This is a genomic window from Terriglobia bacterium (assembly GCA_036496425.1).
GTDB lineage: Bacteria > Acidobacteriota > Terriglobia > 20CM-2-55-15 > 20CM-2-55-15 > 20CM-2-55-15.
This window is the reverse complement of record DASXLG010000198.1, coordinates 1-17,144: the sequence shown is the minus strand read 5'-3', so window position 1 is coordinate 17,144 and position 17,144 is coordinate 1. Positions and strand designations below refer to the sequence as shown.

At 58.0% G+C, this 17,144-nt stretch carries 18 protein-coding genes; 8 read left to right on the top strand and 10 right to left on the bottom strand.

The annotated features are described in order from the left end of the window. Window positions 1–108: 108 nt before the first annotated feature. Entirely contained in the window at window positions 109–510 is a 402-nt protein-coding gene (locus VGK48_14040; GenBank protein ID HEY2382294.1) for a heme-binding protein, read from the bottom strand. Between the two features lie 36 nt (window positions 511–546). Between VGK48_14040 and VGK48_14035 the strand changes: the two genes are divergently transcribed. Further along, window positions 547–1,530, top strand: a complete 984-nt coding sequence (locus VGK48_14035) for a zinc-binding alcohol dehydrogenase family protein (GenBank protein HEY2382293.1) — start codon at window positions 547–549, stop codon at window positions 1,528–1,530. 6 nt (window positions 1,531–1,536) lie between these two features. On the opposite strand, the gene xseA is transcribed toward VGK48_14035, so the two are convergent. Continuing rightward, a complete protein-coding gene (xseA, locus tag VGK48_14030; GenBank protein HEY2382292.1) occupies window positions 1,537–2,823 on the bottom strand; it encodes an exodeoxyribonuclease VII large subunit in 1,287 nt (428 codons plus the stop codon). A gap of 25 nt (window positions 2,824–2,848) precedes the next feature. Here xseA and VGK48_14025 point away from each other — a divergent pair, with 25 nt between their 5' ends. Then, window positions 2,849–3,436 carry a hypothetical protein gene (locus VGK48_14025; GenBank protein HEY2382291.1) on the top strand — a complete coding sequence of 196 codons (588 nt, stop codon included), beginning with the start codon at window positions 2,849–2,851 and terminating at the stop codon, window positions 3,434–3,436. Here the strand turns inward: VGK48_14025 and VGK48_14020 are convergent. From VGK48_14020 to sucC, 5 genes are read right to left on the bottom strand one after another with little or no spacing between them, the layout of a single operon-like run. After that, complete coding sequence (locus tag VGK48_14020) at window positions 3,433–4,488, bottom strand: class I fructose-bisphosphate aldolase (GenBank protein ID HEY2382290.1); 1,056 nt, start codon at window positions 4,486–4,488, stop codon at window positions 3,433–3,435. The genes VGK48_14025 and VGK48_14020 overlap by 4 nt on opposite strands. 9 nt (window positions 4,489–4,497) lie before the next feature. Beyond that, window positions 4,498–4,716: a DUF2905 domain-containing protein gene (locus tag VGK48_14015; protein HEY2382289.1), complete on the bottom strand. Its 219-nt coding sequence runs from the start codon at window positions 4,714–4,716 to the stop codon at window positions 4,498–4,500. Window positions 4,717–4,735: 19 nt separating this feature from the next. Next, window positions 4,736–5,149, bottom strand: a complete 414-nt coding sequence (ndk, locus tag VGK48_14010; GenBank protein HEY2382288.1) for a nucleoside-diphosphate kinase — start codon at window positions 5,147–5,149, stop codon at window positions 4,736–4,738. 7 nt (window positions 5,150–5,156) lie between these two features. After that, window positions 5,157–6,026 (bottom strand): succinate--CoA ligase subunit alpha, encoded by an 870-nt coding sequence (gene sucD, locus VGK48_14005; protein HEY2382287.1) that lies wholly within the window; start codon window positions 6,024–6,026, stop codon window positions 5,157–5,159. Continuing rightward, window positions 6,023–7,183: an ADP-forming succinate--CoA ligase subunit beta gene (gene sucC / locus VGK48_14000; protein ID HEY2382286.1), complete on the bottom strand. Its 1,161-nt coding sequence runs from the start codon at window positions 7,181–7,183 to the stop codon at window positions 6,023–6,025. The genes sucD and sucC overlap by 4 nt, the downstream gene beginning before the upstream one ends. A gap of 110 nt (window positions 7,184–7,293) precedes the next feature. On the opposite strand from sucC, the gene VGK48_13995 reads away from it, so the two are divergent. Further along, entirely contained in the window at window positions 7,294–8,580 is a 1,287-nt protein-coding gene (locus tag VGK48_13995; protein ID HEY2382285.1) for a gallate dioxygenase, read from the top strand. Window positions 8,581–8,638: 58 nt separating this feature from the next. Here VGK48_13995 and VGK48_13990 read toward each other — a convergent pair whose 3' ends face one another. Together VGK48_13990 and VGK48_13985 are read right to left on the bottom strand one after the other, a co-directional pair. Further along, window positions 8,639–9,058, bottom strand: a complete 420-nt coding sequence (locus VGK48_13990; protein HEY2382284.1) for a DUF6152 family protein — start codon at window positions 9,056–9,058, stop codon at window positions 8,639–8,641. A gap of 28 nt (window positions 9,059–9,086) precedes the next feature. Next, the gene (locus VGK48_13985; GenBank protein HEY2382283.1) at window positions 9,087–9,902 is read right to left on the bottom strand and encodes a hypothetical protein; all 816 of its coding nucleotides are present in this window, start codon (window positions 9,900–9,902) and stop codon (window positions 9,087–9,089) included. 73 nt (window positions 9,903–9,975) lie between these two features. On the opposite strand from VGK48_13985, the gene VGK48_13980 reads away from it, so the two are divergent. Then, window positions 9,976–10,413: a hypothetical protein gene (locus VGK48_13980; GenBank protein ID HEY2382282.1), complete on the top strand. Its 438-nt coding sequence runs from the start codon at window positions 9,976–9,978 to the stop codon at window positions 10,411–10,413. Between the two features lie 138 nt (window positions 10,414–10,551). On the opposite strand, the gene VGK48_13975 is transcribed toward VGK48_13980, so the two are convergent. Next, window positions 10,552–11,595 (bottom strand): aldo/keto reductase, encoded by a 1,044-nt coding sequence (locus tag VGK48_13975; protein HEY2382281.1) that lies wholly within the window; start codon window positions 11,593–11,595, stop codon window positions 10,552–10,554. Window positions 11,596–11,680: 85 nt separating this feature from the next. Here VGK48_13975 and VGK48_13970 point away from each other — a divergent pair, with 85 nt between their 5' ends. The 4 genes from VGK48_13970 to VGK48_13955 form a co-directional block, all read left to right on the top strand. Further along, window positions 11,681–14,086 (top strand): oligopeptide transporter, OPT family, encoded by a 2,406-nt coding sequence (locus tag VGK48_13970; protein ID HEY2382280.1) that lies wholly within the window; start codon window positions 11,681–11,683, stop codon window positions 14,084–14,086. Further along, entirely contained in the window at window positions 14,083–15,042 is a 960-nt protein-coding gene (locus tag VGK48_13965) for a PepSY-associated TM helix domain-containing protein (GenBank protein HEY2382279.1), read from the top strand. Before VGK48_13970 ends, VGK48_13965 begins: the two co-directional genes overlap by 4 nt. Before the next feature lie 24 nt (window positions 15,043–15,066). After that, entirely contained in the window at window positions 15,067–15,972 is a 906-nt protein-coding gene (locus VGK48_13960; GenBank protein ID HEY2382278.1) for a DNA-formamidopyrimidine glycosylase family protein, read from the top strand. Between the two features lie 25 nt (window positions 15,973–15,997). Continuing rightward, window positions 15,998–17,144, top strand: a 1,147-nt coding sequence (locus tag VGK48_13955; GenBank protein ID HEY2382277.1) for a PAS domain S-box protein, incomplete at its 3' end; no start/stop codon positions are given.

Below are 17,144 nucleotides of genomic sequence, written 5' to 3'. Positions count from 1 at the left end.
CAAGGGGGTCGACTGTCCCCCTGATACAGGGGGACAGCCGACGCGAAGCTCCGGCAGGGGGTCGTTCACACACCATATTGAAATCGTGTTTTGTGTGCGAAGCCGGCGCTACAGCACTCCCACGGCGGCCATCGCAACCTGCTCGTCCTGCGCCGACGTCACGCCGCTTACACCGACCGCTCCAATCACCTTTCCATCCGCAATGACCGGTACAGCGCCCTGCAGCGGCACAATGCCTTCCACCGAGAGAAATGCGGTCTTTCCTCCTGTGATCATCTCCTCGAGCACTCTTGACGGCCGCTTGAAGAGCGCCGCAGCGCGGGCCTTGCCCTGCGAGACCGCAATGCTTCCGTTCTGCGTGTCGTCGAGTTTCTGAAACATGATGAGAGCGCCGTTCGCGTCGACGATCGTGATGGCGACGTTCCAGCCGCTTTTGCGTGCTTCCGCTTCTCCGGCGGCCATCATCGCTTTCGCAGCTTCCAATGTGATGTACTTCGTTGTTCCTAACATGACAGTTTCCTCCAACGGTGTGCGACAATCATTTAAATGCGAGCATGGATTATCGACCGCTTTGAAGGCATTAACAAGATGCAGCTCACCGAAGTTGCCGATCCGGTTCCCGCTCCGGGCGAGGTCCTGCTCCGGGTTCGGTATGCGGCGCTGAATCCTGCCGACCGCTACCTTGCGGAAGGACAATATCCGGCCAAACCATCGTTGCCGCACATCCTGGGCCGCGATGGGACCGGTACTGTTGCAGGTATCACGGATGGAGTGAAAGACCATCCCATGGGTGCGACGCGCGCGATCCTGCGCGGCGAAACGGGTGTGACGAGGTGGGGAACGTTCGCAGAACTCGTCGCCGTTCCGGCCGAATCCGTGATCGAAATTCCGGAAGGCTGGACCGACGTCCAGGCCGGATGCGCACCACTTGTCTACGTAACGGCGTTCCAGGCTCTGACGATGTGGGAAAACCTGCCGAAGCAGGCGGTGGTGCTGATCAGCGGCGCTTCCGGCGGCGTCGGTGTGGCCAGCGCTCAGCTTGGAATTGCGATGGGACATACGGTCATAGGCCTCTCCCGTGGCGTGGAGAAGCGGGCGACGCTCGAGTCCATGGGAATGCAGCTGGCGCTCGACCCGGCCGACGCTCAATGGCGGAAGAAGCTCGCCGATTTCCTTGGCAAGCGCAAGGTCGATCTCGCGGTCGACAGCGTTGGCGGCACGCTGTTCCAACAACTGGTCGCCACACTTGGTGATCACGGGAGAATCAGCGTTGTCGGACGGCTGGCGGGTGAAGTACCGCAATTCAATACGGCCAGTCTGTTTTTCCGGCGGCTGCGTATTGGTGGCGTTGCAGTCGGCGCCTACACGAACGAAGAGAGCCGGCACGCATGGACGGCGTGCGTTGACTTGCTCAACAAGACCGAAGCCCGCCCCCTGGTTGATGAGATTTTTCCGTTCGAGAAGCTGCCGGCAGCTTTTGAAAAGCTCGCCAAGGGCCCGATGGGAAAAGTATTGATCTCGGCGCTGTAGGTGCGGCTACAGGTTTGATTTATCCGTTACCTTCGCGGACAACCGGCCTTCGTGGAGCCGTACTTCGATTTCCGAGTTGATCTCCACCGATTCCGCAGATCGCACAACGCGGCTGTCCGGCGTTAAGCAGATCGCATAGCCGCGCTCCAGCACGGCAAGCGGACTCAGGGCATCCAGCGTGTGCGCAGCACCGGCGAATGCCTGGCGCCATTTCTTCAATCGCTGATGGATCGCCGCCGACAGCCGCTGCTCCGAGAGCTCGACACGGTGGGCACGGGCGTGCAGAAATGAGCCGGGACGCCCAGCCTGTTCCAGACGAAACGCAAGATCATCGACACGCTGCGACAAGCGCCGGATCCGAGTCTCAGCGACCACAAAGCCGCGGCTTCCCACCTTGGAAGCGAGAAAGTTTCGCAGCCTGCTCAAGCGATACTTCACAATCGATTCCAGCTTGCCTTCCAGTTGCCGGACGCGCTCCACAATCTCCGCCTTCGACTTGATCACGATCTCAGCCGCCGCGCTCGGTGTGGGAGCGCGGAGATCGGCAACAAAGTCGCAAATCGTGAAATCCACTTCGTGCCCCACAGCCGAAATCACCGGCTTCCGGGATCGGACGATCGCACGGGCGATGCGCTCTTCGTTGAAGGGCCAGAGGTCTTCCATAGATCCTCCGCCGCGGGCCACGATGATGATGTCCACATCCGTCGACCGGCTCAGGTAGTCGATTCCTTCCATGACCTGAATCGAAGCACCGTCTCCCTGCACTTCGGCGGGAAAAATCAGAACGTCGACCGCGTTATGCCGGCGCTTCAATACTGCGAGAATGTCCCGCAGCGCCGCGCTCTTGGGCGACGTGACGATGCCGAGCTTACGTGGAAACGCGGGAAGCGGACGCTTCCGTTCGGGCTTGAACAGCCCTTCATTCCCGAGCTTCTCCTTGAGCTGCTCGAAAGCGAGCTGCAACGCGCCGAGCCCCGCCGGCTCCAGCACTTCAACAATCAATTGGTAGTCACCACGCCCCTCATAAGTGCTGACGCGGCCGCGCGCACGAAAGAGCTTCCCGTTTTCAGGGCGGAACCGCAGCAATCGTGCAGCATTACGGAAACAGACTGCAGGTAATTGAGCGCGGTCGTCTTTCAGCGTGAAGTAAAGGTGACCTGCCGTGGACGTCTTGCAGTTGGAAAGTTCGCCCTCGACCCAGACATCGGTGAAGCGCCGTTCCAACAAGTCCCGGATCTCGGAACTGAGTTCGGAAACCGAATAGATCTTTCTCTGGAATTCGGTGTTTCGCATTTCGGGAGTATAGTCTATCCCCGTCATGGATCAACCGCTCAAGTGGCTGCCGGAGGACGGCGGACTGCCTGTTCCGCCTGGATTTATTGTGTACCGATCAACTCCCGAAGCGAACGTGCGCTCGGCTTACGAAGAATTAAAAATTCGCGAGAAGACACACTTTGTCGCCGTTCGCGGACCCACGCACGCCGTATTGAACGTTATCGGCCCGGACCCGCTCGTTCACACACTACGCCGGCTATGTTCCGAGTCTCCCGATGCGCCGGTCCTGGTCCAGCGGATGGTTCACTCGATGTGGTGCGGAAAAGCACAATGGCACGGAAGCAGCCTGACGATCACCGCAAACGAAGGCATGATGCTCCTGGACCCGGATACGTATTCGAATGGTGTTGCCGTTCTCGCTCCCAAACAACGAAAGATGATTCGTCATGTGGACGGCACGGCCAGAATTATCGAACGCGAGCAACCGCTAGAACTAATCCCGGGCGAACTGCTGACGAAGATCACTACACTCGCGGAGAAAACAGGCACAGATATCGGCTGGGCGATTGACGACCTGGAGAAGATATGGCTCCTGGCCGGGGGAAAAACATCAGCTACAAATGGGATCTAGGCTACGGTGATTTCTTTAGTGAGGTACACATCCTGGATCGCATTCAACAAGCCCACGCCTTCCTGCATCGGCCGTTGGAACGCTTTGCGCCCCGAGATCAATCCGGTGCCGCCCGCGCGCTTATTGATGACCGCCGTTTTGACGGCCTCCTTCATGTCGCTTTCGCCTGATGCCGCGCCGCCAGAGTTAATCAGGCCTGCACGGCCCATGTAGCAGTTCGCGACCTGGTATCTCGTGAGGTCGATCGGGTGATCCGTCGTCAATTCCGAATAGACTCTTTTGTCCGTTTTGCCGAAGTTCAGTGCAGTGAATCCGCCATTATTTTCCGGCATCTTCTGTTTGATGATGTCGGCCTGGATCGTCACTCCAAGGTGATTGGCCTGGCCGGTGAGATCCGCAGAGACGTGATAATCCTTCTCTTTTGTCTTGAAAGCCGGATTCCGGAGGTAGCACCACAGCACCGTGTACATGCCGAGATCGTGCGCCTGGTTGAACATCTCCGTGACTTCCTGCAGCTGCCGCTTCGATTCTTCCGAACCAAAATAAATCGTGGCGCCGACTCCGGTGCAGCCCATATCGAAGGCCTGCTTGATGTTGGCAAACAGGATCTGGTCGTAGCTGTTCGGATACGACAGAAATTCGTTGTGATTGAACTTCAGGAGGAACGGAATCCTGTGGGCATACTTGCGCGCCACTGAACCGAGAACACCCAGCGTCGAAGCAACGGCATTGCAGCCGCCTTCGATCGCAAGCTTCACAATGTTTTCCGAATCGAAGTAGATGGGATTCGGCGCAAACGATGCGCCCGCGGAGTGTTCAATACCCTGGTCGACTGGAAGGATGGACACATAGCCGGTATTGGCCAGCCGCCCGGAACCGAAGAGCTGTTGCAGGCTGACGAGCACTCGCGTGGGCCGGTCCGAGCCCACGAAGATGCGGTCGATGAAATCCGGTCCCGGCAGATGCAGTTTGTCTTTCGATATGGTTTTGCATTGATGCGAAAGCAGCCCCTGGGCATCCGGCCCGAGTATTTCCTGAATTCTGCCGATCATGATTCCTCCTTACCTGCGATGCAACAAACCGAAAATCAAACTGAGCACCACGCTGACGAGAATCGACGTGCCCAGCGGAAAATAAAATGAAAAATTGTCACGCTGATAGTGGATATCGAGTGGAAGACGCCCGAGCCGGAACGGCAGCCGCGGACCGAGCATAAAAGCCACCCCCAGCAGCGCCAGCACGCCGCCCGTCACCACGAGCAACCGGCCTAATTGCTCCATGGCATCATTATAGGTGATCCTAAACGATTTCCAGTTGATTGAAAAAGTAGCCGATCTCGAAAGCCGCCGTGTCCGGGCCGTCGGAGCCGTGGATGGCGTTCCGCTCAATATCCGTGCCGAATTGTTTGCGAATGGTACCGGATTCGGCTTTACCGGGATCGGTCGCGCCCATCACCTTGCGCAGCTTCTCGATGGCGTTGTCCGCCTCGAGCACCATCGCGACAATCGGCCCTTCCGTCATGAATTTCACGAGGCTGCCGAAAAACGGCCTCTCTTTGTGGACGTGATAGAACCCCTTGGCCTGGGCTTCGCTGAGCTGAAGCATTTTCACGGCGCGGACGCGGAAGCCCGCCTTTTCGAGTTCGCTGATGACGGCGCCGGCTTTTCCGGCCTTGACGGTATCTGGTTTCAAGATCGTAAATGTTTTCTGCATAGTTAAATTATTTAAGACTCGCCTGCATCGCGTCGCCGATATCCGCCGGACTTTTGACGACGCGAATTCCCGCGGCTTCCATGGCCGCCATTTTCTCCTTCGCGGTGCCCTTGCCGCCCGCCACGATGGCGCCGGCATGGCCCATCCGGCGGCCCGGAGGCGCCGTCTGGCCGCAGATGAAGCCGACCACCGGCTTCTTGACATTTGCTTTGATATAAGCGGCGGCGTCTTCCTCGGCGTTCCCGCCGATTTCACCGATCATCACGATCCCCTTGGTTTCCGGATCTTCATTGAAGAGCTTGATCGCATCGATGAAGTTGGTTCCGATGATGGGATCGCCGCCGATGCCGATGCAGGTCGATTGGCCGATTTTCCGCTTCGTCAGTTGTCCGACCGCCTCATAGGTCAAGGTCCCACTGCGTGAGACGACACCGACGGGACCTTCGAGATGGATATGACCCGGCATAATTCCAATCTTGCACTTGCCCGGCGAAATGATTCCCGGACAGTTCGGTCCGATGAGGCGCGTCTTCTTTCCTGTGAGGAAGGTGCTGGCGCGAATCATGTCGAAGGTCGGAATGCCTTCGGTGATGCACACCACGAGTTCGATTCCGGCTGCCGCCGCTTCCATGATCGCGTCCGCTGCGAACGGCGGAGGCACGAAAATGACGGAAGCATTCGCGCCGGTCTTGCGGCGTGCTTCCTCGACGGTGTTGAAAACGTCGAGGCCTTCATGTTTCGTTCCGCCTTTGCCGGGGGTGACGCCGCCCACAACCTGGGTGCCGTATTTGATCGCCTGAAGCGCATGGAACGTTCCCTCGCGCCCGGTAAAACCCTGCACAATCAACCGCGTGTTTTTATCTACCAGTACACTCATTTTCTTGTAGCCGCCACGACCTTTTCAGCCGCGTCCTTCATTCCATCCGCAACAATAAAATTCAAACCGGAGGTCCGGAGAATCTCCTGACCCTGTTCGACATTGGTTCCTTCGAGCCGAACCACGATGGGCACTTTGACTCCGATGGCCTTGGCCGCGTCGACCACGCCCGCCGCGACGACATCGCAGCGCATGATACCGCCGAAGATATTAATCAGGACGGCCTTCACATTCTTGTCGGACAGAAGAATCCGGAAGGCATTCTTCACTTGTTCGGCCGAGGCGCCGCCTCCGACATCGAGGAAGTTGGCGGGGCTGCCGCCGGCCAGTTTGATGATGTCCATGGTGCCCATCGCGAGACCGGCGCCATTCACCATGCACGCAACTGTGCCGTCGAGCTTGATGTAGTTCAGGCCGAATTTGCTGGCCTCGATTTCAAGCGGATCTTCTTCATTCAGATCGCGGAGCTCTTTGATGTCCTTGTGACGATAGAGGGCGTTGTCATCGAAATTCATTTTCGCATCGAGCGCATAGACCTTGTTGTCACCGGTCACCAGGAAGGGATTGATTTCGGCAAGCGATGCGTCCGTGTCTTCAAACGCCTTGTAAAGCGCGATCATGAACTGGACGGCGTCGTTGATCAGCTCCGGCGCCATACCGAGGCCGAATGCCAGCCGGCGGGCCTGGAATGCCTGCAACCCGAGGCCGGGCTCGATGTACTCGCGCAAGATGAGCTCAGGGGTCTTTGCCGCAACTTCTTCGATGTCCATGCCGCCGGATGCGGACGCCATGAAGACGGGCTTCCCGGTCTGCCGGTCGATCACGATGCCGAGATAGAGTTCCTTCCGGATGTCCAGGCCCTCTTCGATCAGGACCTTCTGAACGCGGCGGCCTTCCGGGCCCGTCTGCGCCGTGACCAGGTTCATTCCGATCATGCGGCCGGCGACTTCAACCGCTTCATCCGCGGATTTCACAACCTTTACGCCGCCACCCTTGCCGCGGCCGCCGGCATGAATCTGGGCCTTTACAACGACCGTTCCACCGATACGCTCGGCAATTTCCCGCGCTTCTTCCTTTGTATAGGCAACTTCTCCGCGGGGAATCCGCACGTTGTATCGGGCGAGAATCTGCTTCGCCTGGTACTCATGTATCTTCATCTTTTCCTCAACAATGATAAATCCTTCAATGAGTGCAAACCTGAGACTTTACAAGGTGCCCGGAGAGTGTGTCAATCGGGGTAGTATGATTGTCCGCCAAGGAGTTATTTATGGCCACGATTGTCGGCGCAGTCGCCAGTTCACACACGCCAACCATTGGGTTTGCACTCGACACAAAAAAACAGTCGGATCCGAATTGGGCGCCGATCTTCGAAGGTTACGAGCCTGTACGGCAGTGGCTTGCCGCGAAGAAGCCGGATGTTCTCTTCTTCATATTCAACGACCACATGACGTCGTTTTTCTTCGACCACTACTCCCACTTCGCTCTCGGCGTCGGGGATTCGTATCCGGTCGCGGACGAAGGCGGGGGAGCCCGAAGACTTCCTCCGGTAAAAGGCCATCCGAAGCTCGCCGCGCACATCGCATCCGGGCTTGTGGCCGATGAATTCGATTTGTCGTTCTTTCAGGGCAAGGGGCTCGATCATGGCTGCTTCTCGCCGTTATCGGTGCTCTGGCCCCACGAGCCGGAGTGGCCGGGCGCCATCGTTCCGCTTCAGATCGGTGTGCTGCTGACGCCGACTCCAACGGCGCGCCGCTGTTACAAACTCGGCAAGTCGTTGCGGAAAGCGATCTTGACGTATCCGGAGAATCTGAAGGTCGCAATCGTGGCGACCGGCGGGCTGTCGCATCAGGTACACGGTGAGCGCGCCGGCTTCAACAATACCGAATGGGACATGAAGTTCATGGACCTGCTCGAAAAGGATCCCGAGAGCCTCACCAACATTACCGCGGCCGAATACGCGCGTCTCGGCGGGTGGGAAGGCGGCGAAATCATCATGTGGCTGGTGATGCGCGGCGCGATGGGACCTAAAGTCCGCAAGCTCCATCAATCATATTACCTGCCTTCGATGACGGCGATCGGCACGGCGATCTACGAGGAAGACAACAGCGACGTGCTCGACGAGACGCCTTCGGCATACCTCGAACGGATCCACCACGAAACGAAAGGCGTTGAAACGATCGAAGGAACCTACCCGTTCACGCTCGAGACCAGCGTTCGCGCCTACCGGCTCAATCGTTTTCTCCACGACCTGATCATTCCTGAACACCGCCGCAAGTTTCTTGCGGATCCGGAAGCCACGTTCGAAGAGGCCGGACTGGCGGAAAAAGAGCGCGCGATGGTGCGAAACCGCGAGTGGCGGGAGATGATCCATTACGGCGTCATCTTTTTCATGCTCGAAAAACTTGGCGCTGTCGTTGGAACATCGAACCTGCACATCTATGCCGCAATGCGGGGTCAGTCACTGGAAGATTTCCAGAAGACGCGCAATGCGCAGGTCCTCTACTCCGTCGCGGGCCGGGACGAAGGCAGGACCAACTGGGATCAGAAGCGCTGAAGTTGCTCCGTATCTGAGGGGAACACAAGAGCCGGCTGGCTCCTGTGTTCCCCTTTATTTACTTCTGCTCGTAGGCAGGAGCCGGTGGAGCGTTGCCACGCGGAGCGTTTTGCGTGAGAGTGCGGCCGTCCGGCAGAGTAACCGACATGAAGATTCCGCCCGGATCTCCATTCTTGAAAGGATGCGCGCTGAATTTGATCTTATCGCCGGGTTTGATCGTCGTGGACTTCCAGCCGGCGCGAACCAGATAGGTCGGCGGATTCATTTCGAGGTTCCAGATTTCGTTATCGCCCTTGGCATTTTTGACCTCGAGTTCAATCCAGGAATGGGGATTCGCCCACTTGAACTCCTTGACGAGCCCTTCCAGCGATACGGTTTTGGTCTGATCGATTCCGGCGGCGGAATGGTGCGCATAGGCCGAGGCGGCGACGCAGCAAGTGGCGATCACCAGTAGGATTCCAATCCGCAAACTCTTCATTTCTCTGCCTCCTGTATTTTGTAATTCCCTAACGGATGTTGTCGGACGAGTGCACGGTCGGCATGTGCTCGTTCAGATCGGGCAGGCACTCGACTTCTGCGATGTCGCGATCATCGGCTCGGTCCCAATGTTTCGTCATTTTCCAGTCGCCGACCCACATCTTCGGATCGCTCAACGTGAATTCAATTTCAAGCGTCTTTCCGCCTTTGATCATTTTGTAACGTTCGACAATGTGAAGCTCATCGCTGGCCGGAATTCCGAGCTTGTCGTGAAGCCAATGATGGTCCGGCACGAAGTTGGTCGTATCGACAACGAGCGTGTCGCCTTCCCAGTGTCCGATGGATTCGCCGTTGAAGCTGCGCACGGCGATGTCGGGATCGGTGTGCTGCCGTCCGTCGAGGTAGACCACGCGCATGCTGTTCATCAGCTCACTGATCATATAGATGGCCGTCGGCAGCTGGATCATGGCGACCGGCCAAACGCGCGTCATCATGATCGGCATGCCGGCCGGCCAGCACAGGCCGATGTCGTTTTTGTAGAGCTTGCCTTCTTTCGTCGCCAGAGCCGCGCCATCGAAATCCTTTTGAGCCAGCGGCGTGAGCTTGAAGCCTGCGGGAGGATCGAAGCGTTCGGTTTCACCCCCGGTCCGGGCGTTTCCGTTGTGCAGCCAGGCCCCCGTCAGATCGAAGGGAGGCTTCGGCCGCGGCTTGGCGATGTTCGCAGGCGCCAGCGCGGCGAGCGATCCTGGAGGCTGGAACTGCGCCAGCAGATCCGATGCGGCAATCAACATGCTTAAAACAACCAGCGCCGCCATTCCAGTTCGACCGTTTCGTGCCTTGATCATCGTAATCCTCCAAGGTGTTTCCGGGAATCGTAGTTGCGTGAGACATTTAAGTCAACATTACTCGGGAGGGTTTGTGACGGAGAGGGAAAAGGACAGTGCCAGAAAGCTGCTGACCGGCTCGCGGATCTTTGCCGCGAATTCGCGGGACGGGTTTATGGCTCAATACCCGGCGCTGGCGTCGGTTTCGGTGGATGAGTGGGATTCTCTTCTCGCCGTCGCCGGTTCGGGAACCGCACTTCTGATGATGCCCAAGCGCTATGACGCCGAAGAACAGAAGCAACTGACGGCCGAGGTTCTCCTCAGCCTCCAGGAATGGGACGTGGATGCGGTTCAACGGCTGGCCGAATTCATCAACTTCGTCACATCGAGAGCGGCGGGGGCGACGGACATGGCGGATCTGATCGGCGAATGGATCGTGAGGAACGTGCAGTTATCCGAAGGCGAACAGTCGGCGCCGCACGTGCTGGGTGTCATGATGATCAATACGTTTGGGCCATGGTGGGAGCAGTGAAGGTGGAGAATTTCCAGCCGCAGATGCCGCAGATGCCGCAGATGCCGCAGATGCCGCTGCTGACTTGCAAACAAAAATCTGCGTCATCCGCCTAATCTGCGGCTAACCCGACTCACCCGTGCGTCATAACCGATGACGTCAACCATGCGAGGTCCGGCTGAGGGCCTGACGCAACGGCTCATCCACGACGCGCGCGCTGAAGAAGTTCGGATAGACCTGCGCGGGAGCCGTCATCTCATCGAGCGCCGCCAGATCTTCCTTCGCAATCCTCAGATCCGCGGCGCCGAGGTTCTCCTCCAGTTGCGAGAACTTGTTCGCTCCAAGCAGGATCGAACTCACGAACGGCTTGCCGAGAACCCAGGCCAGCGCCACCTGCGCCGGACTGGAGTTGTGAGCCTTGCCGATGGACCGCAGGCGATCGACAATCTGGTAGCCCTTCTCCTTGTCGTACGGAAGCATGTCGAAAGCCGTCAGCCGGCCGCCGTCGCCCTTCGGATTCTCCCTGGTGTATTTCCCGCTGAGAAAGCCGCCCGCAAGCGGACTCCATACAAAAACGCCGATCCCGGAATCCTGAACAAACGCAGCCAGTTCGTGTTCCAGATCGCGGCCGACGAGCGAGTAATACAGTTCCGCTGCCTTGAACTCCGCCCAGCCGTGTTGACGTTGGATCCCGAGCCCTTTTCCCGCGATCCAGGCATTCCAATTGGAGAAACCGACATACCGGACCTTGCCGGATCTCACGAGGCTATCGAGCGCATCCACCGTCTCCTCGACCGGGGTGTAAGGATCAAGCCGATGCACGAGGTACACATCAATGTAATCCGTATTCAACCGCTTCAGGCTGCCTTCGGCGGACTCGAGAATATGATGGCGCGACAACCCCTGATGAACCAGGGCGTCGCCGCTTCGAAAGCCCACTTTCGTGGAGATCACGACGTCTTTGCGGCGGGCGCCGAGGGCTTTACCGAGAAACTCTTCCGACTGGCCTGCCGTATAGACATCCGCCGTATTGAAATGATTGATACCCGCATCGAGCGCCTTCGCCACAAGCTCACTCGCCAGAGGCTGGTCGACCTTAGATATAGCTTCGAACATCGTGCCCTTGCCCGAGCCGAAAGTCATGGCCCCGAACGCCAGGCGCGAAACCACTAATCCCGTATTCCCAAGGCGTGTATATTGCATTGCATCTTCTCCTCGTATGAGATGTAGCCAATTTTTATAGAATAACTGTTACGATTCACGTTAAAAGGCAAAAAGGAAGCGTTTGATGTCATCTGATGTCGGTGGAATAAACGGAATACCGGTCGGAAAGGAAAACCTGGACCGGGTGGGCATTGTCAATGAAAACGCTCACCTTGCAGGGTTCAGGCCGTTCATTCCCGCAGAAGCGCATTTGCGGGAACTGGGTATTCTGCCTCTGATCATGGGAACGATTCTCGGAGTGGTCTTCGGCGCTTCGTCGCTCTATCTTGTCCTGAAGGTGGGGCTCACGGTCAGCGCCTCGATCCCGGTCGCCGTCATCTCGATCACGATATTCCGTGTTCTTTCCAAACTCGGCCTCCGCGATGCGACCATTTTAGAAAATAACATCGTTCAGACCGCGGGTTCCGCAGGCGAATCCATTGCGTTCGGCATCGGCGTGACGATGCCGGCCATCCTCATCCTCGGTTTCGATCTCGAATTGACGCGCGTGATGCTGGTCGCGATTCTAGGCGGCCTGCTTGGAATTCTGATGATGATTCCTTTGCGGCGCGCCCTGATAGTGGCGCAGCATGGGGTTTTGAAATATCCCGAAGGCACGGCCTGCGCCGAAGTTCTGAAGGCCGGCGCTTCCGCCGAGTCGCGGGCGGCAGCGGCTGAAGGCGCACGGCACACAGGAATTATCGACGAAGCGACAACGGGCGGAAAGACCATCATGGCTGGCTTCGGTATCGGATTCCTGTATTACGGCATCCAGGAAATCTGGAAGACCTGGAAGGAATACCCGACGAAGGTTTTCGGCAAACCCTTCGAGGCGGCGTCGATTTCGATCGAAAACAACCCGGCCCTCCTCGGCGTCGGATACATCATCGGTCCGCGCATTTCCTGCATCATGACCGCCGGCGGCGTGCTGTCGTATCTCGTACTGATTCCGGCCATCAAATTCTTCGGCAGCGGCTGGAACATACCGCTGGCGCCGGAAACCGCGCACCTGATCAAAGACATGTCAGTTTCGCAGATCCAGAAAGCCTACGTGCTCTACATCGGAGCCGGCGCCGTGGCTGCCGGCGGAATTATCAGCCTGATCCGCTCGCTGCCGGTGATCTGGAGCGGACTCATGGGCGGGCTCGCGGATCTCAGACGGACAAGATCGGCTGCGGCGGCCGGCGCGCCGCGCACGGACCACGATCTTTCGATGAAGTTCGTTCTAGGCGGCATCATCGCGCTGCTGCTCGCCATCATGATTGCGCCGCAACTCAATCTGCGCGGCAACCTGGTCGGCGCCCTGCTCATCGTGGCTTTCGGGTTCCTGTTTGTGACTGTATCGTCGCGGCTGACCGGGGAAATCGGTTCTTCATCGAATCCCATTTCCGGCATGACGGTCGCGACGCTGCTGCTGACATGTCTGGTGTTCCTGATCATCGGCTGGACCGCGCCCCCCTATTTCGTTACGGCGCTCTCGATCGGCGGCATCGTCTGCATCGCGGCCTCGAACGGCGGAACGACATCGCAGGACTTGAAAACAGGATTCCTGGTCGGCTCGACACCGAAATTCCAGCAGATCGCCATCCTGGTCGGAGCGCTTGCCTCCGCCGTGGTGCTGGGACCGATCCTGCTTGCAATGAATCAATCCGGCACGGTCTACGTGCCGGTCTCACAAAACAGAGACTTCACGTTTCCTGCAGGCTTCCACTTCAATCCAGACCAATACCTGAAGAATGGGGACCAGCCGAAGCGGGACACAGTCAAAGGGTCGCAAGCCAGGGCCGACGGTAATTCATACTACGTGGTTCATAAAACCACGCCGGAATATGGTCCCTCCGGCCGTTACCTCGTCAACGATCAAGGTGTTCCGGTTTATCTCGCCGATCCGGGCATCAACGGAATCTACGACAAGCTTCCGGGCAGCAATCAAAGCGTTCCCAAATTCACGGCGCCCAAAGCGACCCTGATGTCTTACATCATCAAGGGCATCCTGAGCGGCGAACTGCCATGGGGACTGGTATTGCTGGGAGTGATGACGTCGGTTGTCCTCGAATTGAGCGGGATACCTTCGCTGGCATTTGCAGTGGGCATGTATCTGCCGCTCTCCACCTCGACGCCGATCTTCGTCGGCGGCATGGTCCGCTGGGGCGTGGACCGGTATCTGCGCAAGAAACCTGAGAATCTGGCGCTGACCGAAGAGGAAATGGCCGCGAAGACCGACCAGAGTCCGGGTGTGCTCCTTGCTTCCGGATATATCGCCGGCGCGACGCTCGCCGGTGTCATTTACAGCTTTCTGAACCTCAGTGAAGGCGTCACTGTAAGGCTGAACGGCTTCGAAGACTGGGCGACGAAGAATAATCCGTTTTTTGAAGGACGCTACTCGGATCTCCTGGGTCTCGTTCCGCTCGTGATCCTGACCGTCGTGCTTTACATCGTCGGACGGGAACTTCTCCTCAAACCGAAGCCCTACGTTCAAGGTACACAGTGAGCGAATCCCCTTCTCTTATCGGAAGGCTGTGGAGCCGTCCGCAAAATATATGGGCGCGGCGCGCTTTATTCCAGATTCATTTATGGAGCGGTATAGCTGTCGGTATCTATCTTCTGGTCAGCAGCGTCAGCGGCAGCCTGCTTGTATTCCGCATCGAACTGCACAACATGTTCAACCATCCGCAGGCGCCTGTGACTATCGCCGGCGAGAGAATGACCGACGATCAGTTGAAGCAAGCGGCGATGCGATTCTTTCCCGGGTATTCGGTTTCGCACGTCTGGCCGCAGAAGGATCCGAAACTCGCGGTCGAAATCTGGCTGGAGCGCGACGGCGTACCGGGTTCGTTGCACCGCATCTTCGATCCGTACACCGGCAAGTACCTCGGGTATCCGGACCCGGCCATGGTGCGTTTCATTGTATGGCTCGCATCGTTGCATGATGAACTTTTGTACGGCGACACAGGCCGGAGCGCAAATGGAATCGGCGCGATCGCACTTGCCTTGCTGTGTGTAACGGGGATGATCATCTGGTGGCCCGGTATCGCGAGCTGGCGCCGCAGCCTGACGGTGGATTTGCAGTCGAACTGGAAATTGTTCAACTGGCATCTGCATAGTGCCGCCGGTTTCTGGACTTTCCTTTTGGTCTTCATGTGGGCGGTATCCGGAATCTATCTCGCTTTTCCGAATCCGTTTCAAAACGTTGTCGATCACTTTCAACCTATCGATGAGTCCAGACCCGCGGCAACCCGCTCGGGGGATGCCGTCCTGCAGTGGCTGGCGCGGCTCCATTTCGGCCGCTTCGGCGGATGGCCGATCAAAGCCCTCTGGACAGTGCTCGGCCTGATACCGCTGCTGCTTTTCATTACCGGCGCCGTAATGTGGTGGAATCGCGTACTCCGGCCCCGGTTCCTGCAGAACCACGAAACCGATTACCTCGACAGGCTCACGACATCTTAGCCTTCGGCGCGAACCTCGCTGTCTATGCCTGAACTGCCGGATGTGCTGCTTTATATCGACGCCCTGAAGCCTCGAATACTCCATCAGACGCTGGAAGGCGTCCGGCTGGCCAGTCCCTTCGTGGTGAGGTCTGTCACGCCGCCGATTTCCGTTCTACACAACAGGACTGTCGCGGGCATCCGCCGCCTGGGAAAACAGATTGTCCTGGAGTTCGATGGAAATCTGTTCCTTGTGATTCACCTCATGATCGCGGGGCGATTTCAATGGAAAGATCGCGGCGCGAAGATCCCTGGGAAACTGGGACTGGCGTCATTCGACTTCCCTTCCGGTACCCTTCTGCTGACGGAGGCCGGATCGAAGAAAAGAGCGTCGCTTTATCTCGTCGAAGGCGAAAAGCACCTCGATGCGTTCAATCGCGGCGCTCTCGAGGTGCTCGGTTCCCCACTCGAGGCTTTCCAGGAGCCGCTGACTCGCGAGAACCATACATTGAAGCGGGCTCTGACCGATCCGCGCCTGTTCTCCGGTATCGGCAATGCATACTCCGACGAAATCCTGCATCGCGCCCGCCTCTCGCCCATGAAGCTGACACAGAAATTGAGCGGCGAGGAAATCACGCGGCTGCACAGTGCGGTGCAAACGACACTATCGGAATGGATCGAAAGACTGAGGCTTGAGGCCGGCAACGGATTTCCAGCCAAAGTCACGGCGTTCCGGCCGGAAATGGCCGTCCACGGGCGCTACGGAAAGCCGTGCCCCGTGTGCGGCTCCCCCATCCAGCGCATCGTCTACGCAGAAAACGAATGCAACTACTGCGCCACCTGCCAGACTGAAGGCCGCCTTCTCGCCGACCGCGCACTCTCCCGCCTGTTGAAGGAAGACTGGCCGCGCAGCCTGGATGAATGGGACAGCCACTTTGAAAAAAGGAAATAACGTCCGTTTGCTACAATGCCCCTGAATGAAGGCGCAGGACCGCGAGCTGCTTTTTCGCACGTTTTTCGAGAGTTCTCCCGACGCCATCTTTATCGAGGACATGGCCGGGAATGTGCTCGACTGTAATCCGGCCGCGGCCGCGCTGCACGGAATAACGCGCGAAGACATCATCGGGAAAAACGTCTCCGAATTAGTCCCTCCCGAGCGGCGCAACGAAATCATCACGCTCAGCACCCAGCCGAAGGCCGACTTCGAAGGATTCAGTTTCACGGTCGACGGCCGGTCTGTTCCGGTTTCGATCCGCACCAGCCGCATTGAGTATCTTGGCCAACCGGCGATGCTCCTGCACGTCCGGGACATCACCGAGCGCAAGAGGTTCGAAGAAGAGCTCCGCCGCTCCAATGACGAACTCGAACTGCGGGTACAAAACCGGACGGCGGCGCTGGCCCGGGCCAACGACATCCTGCGCGACGAAATTGCCGAACGAAACCGCTCTGAAGACGCGCGCAGGCGCCTTGAAGAAGAAGTCCAGGCGGTGTACAAAATGGAAGCCGTGGGACGGCTGGCCGGTGGCGTAGCGCACGATTTCAACAACCTTCTGACGGTCATCAGCGGTCGCTGCGAGGTCTTGCTCGGCCGCGTCAGTAACACCCATCCGATGCGGCCGGACCTGCTGTTGATCTATGATGCGGCGCAAAAAGCCGCATCGGTCACCCGACAACTCCTGGCCTTCGGACGCAAACAGGTACTGCAGCCGAAAATCCTCAATCTCAACCGCGTTGTCAAGAACATGGACCAGATGCTTCGATCTCTCATCAGCGATAACATCGAACTGAAGTGGGATCTTGCGGATGACCTGTGGAGCGTCGAGGCCGATAAAGGACAAATCGAACAGGTCCTGATGAATCTTGTCGTCAATGCGCTCGACGCCATGACGGGTGGCGGCACGCTTCGCATAGAAACGGCAAACATCAATCTTACGACACCGCCTGGGAGCAGCGCAGAGTTCGAAGGCGGCAACTATGTAATGCTTGCGGTCCAGGATACGGGGCGTGGAATGGACGCGGAGACTCTGTCTCACATTTTCGAACCGTTCTTCACAACGAAAGACAGGTCGAAAGGCACCGGGCTGGGGCTATCCACGGCTTACGGGATCATTCAGCAGAGCGGCG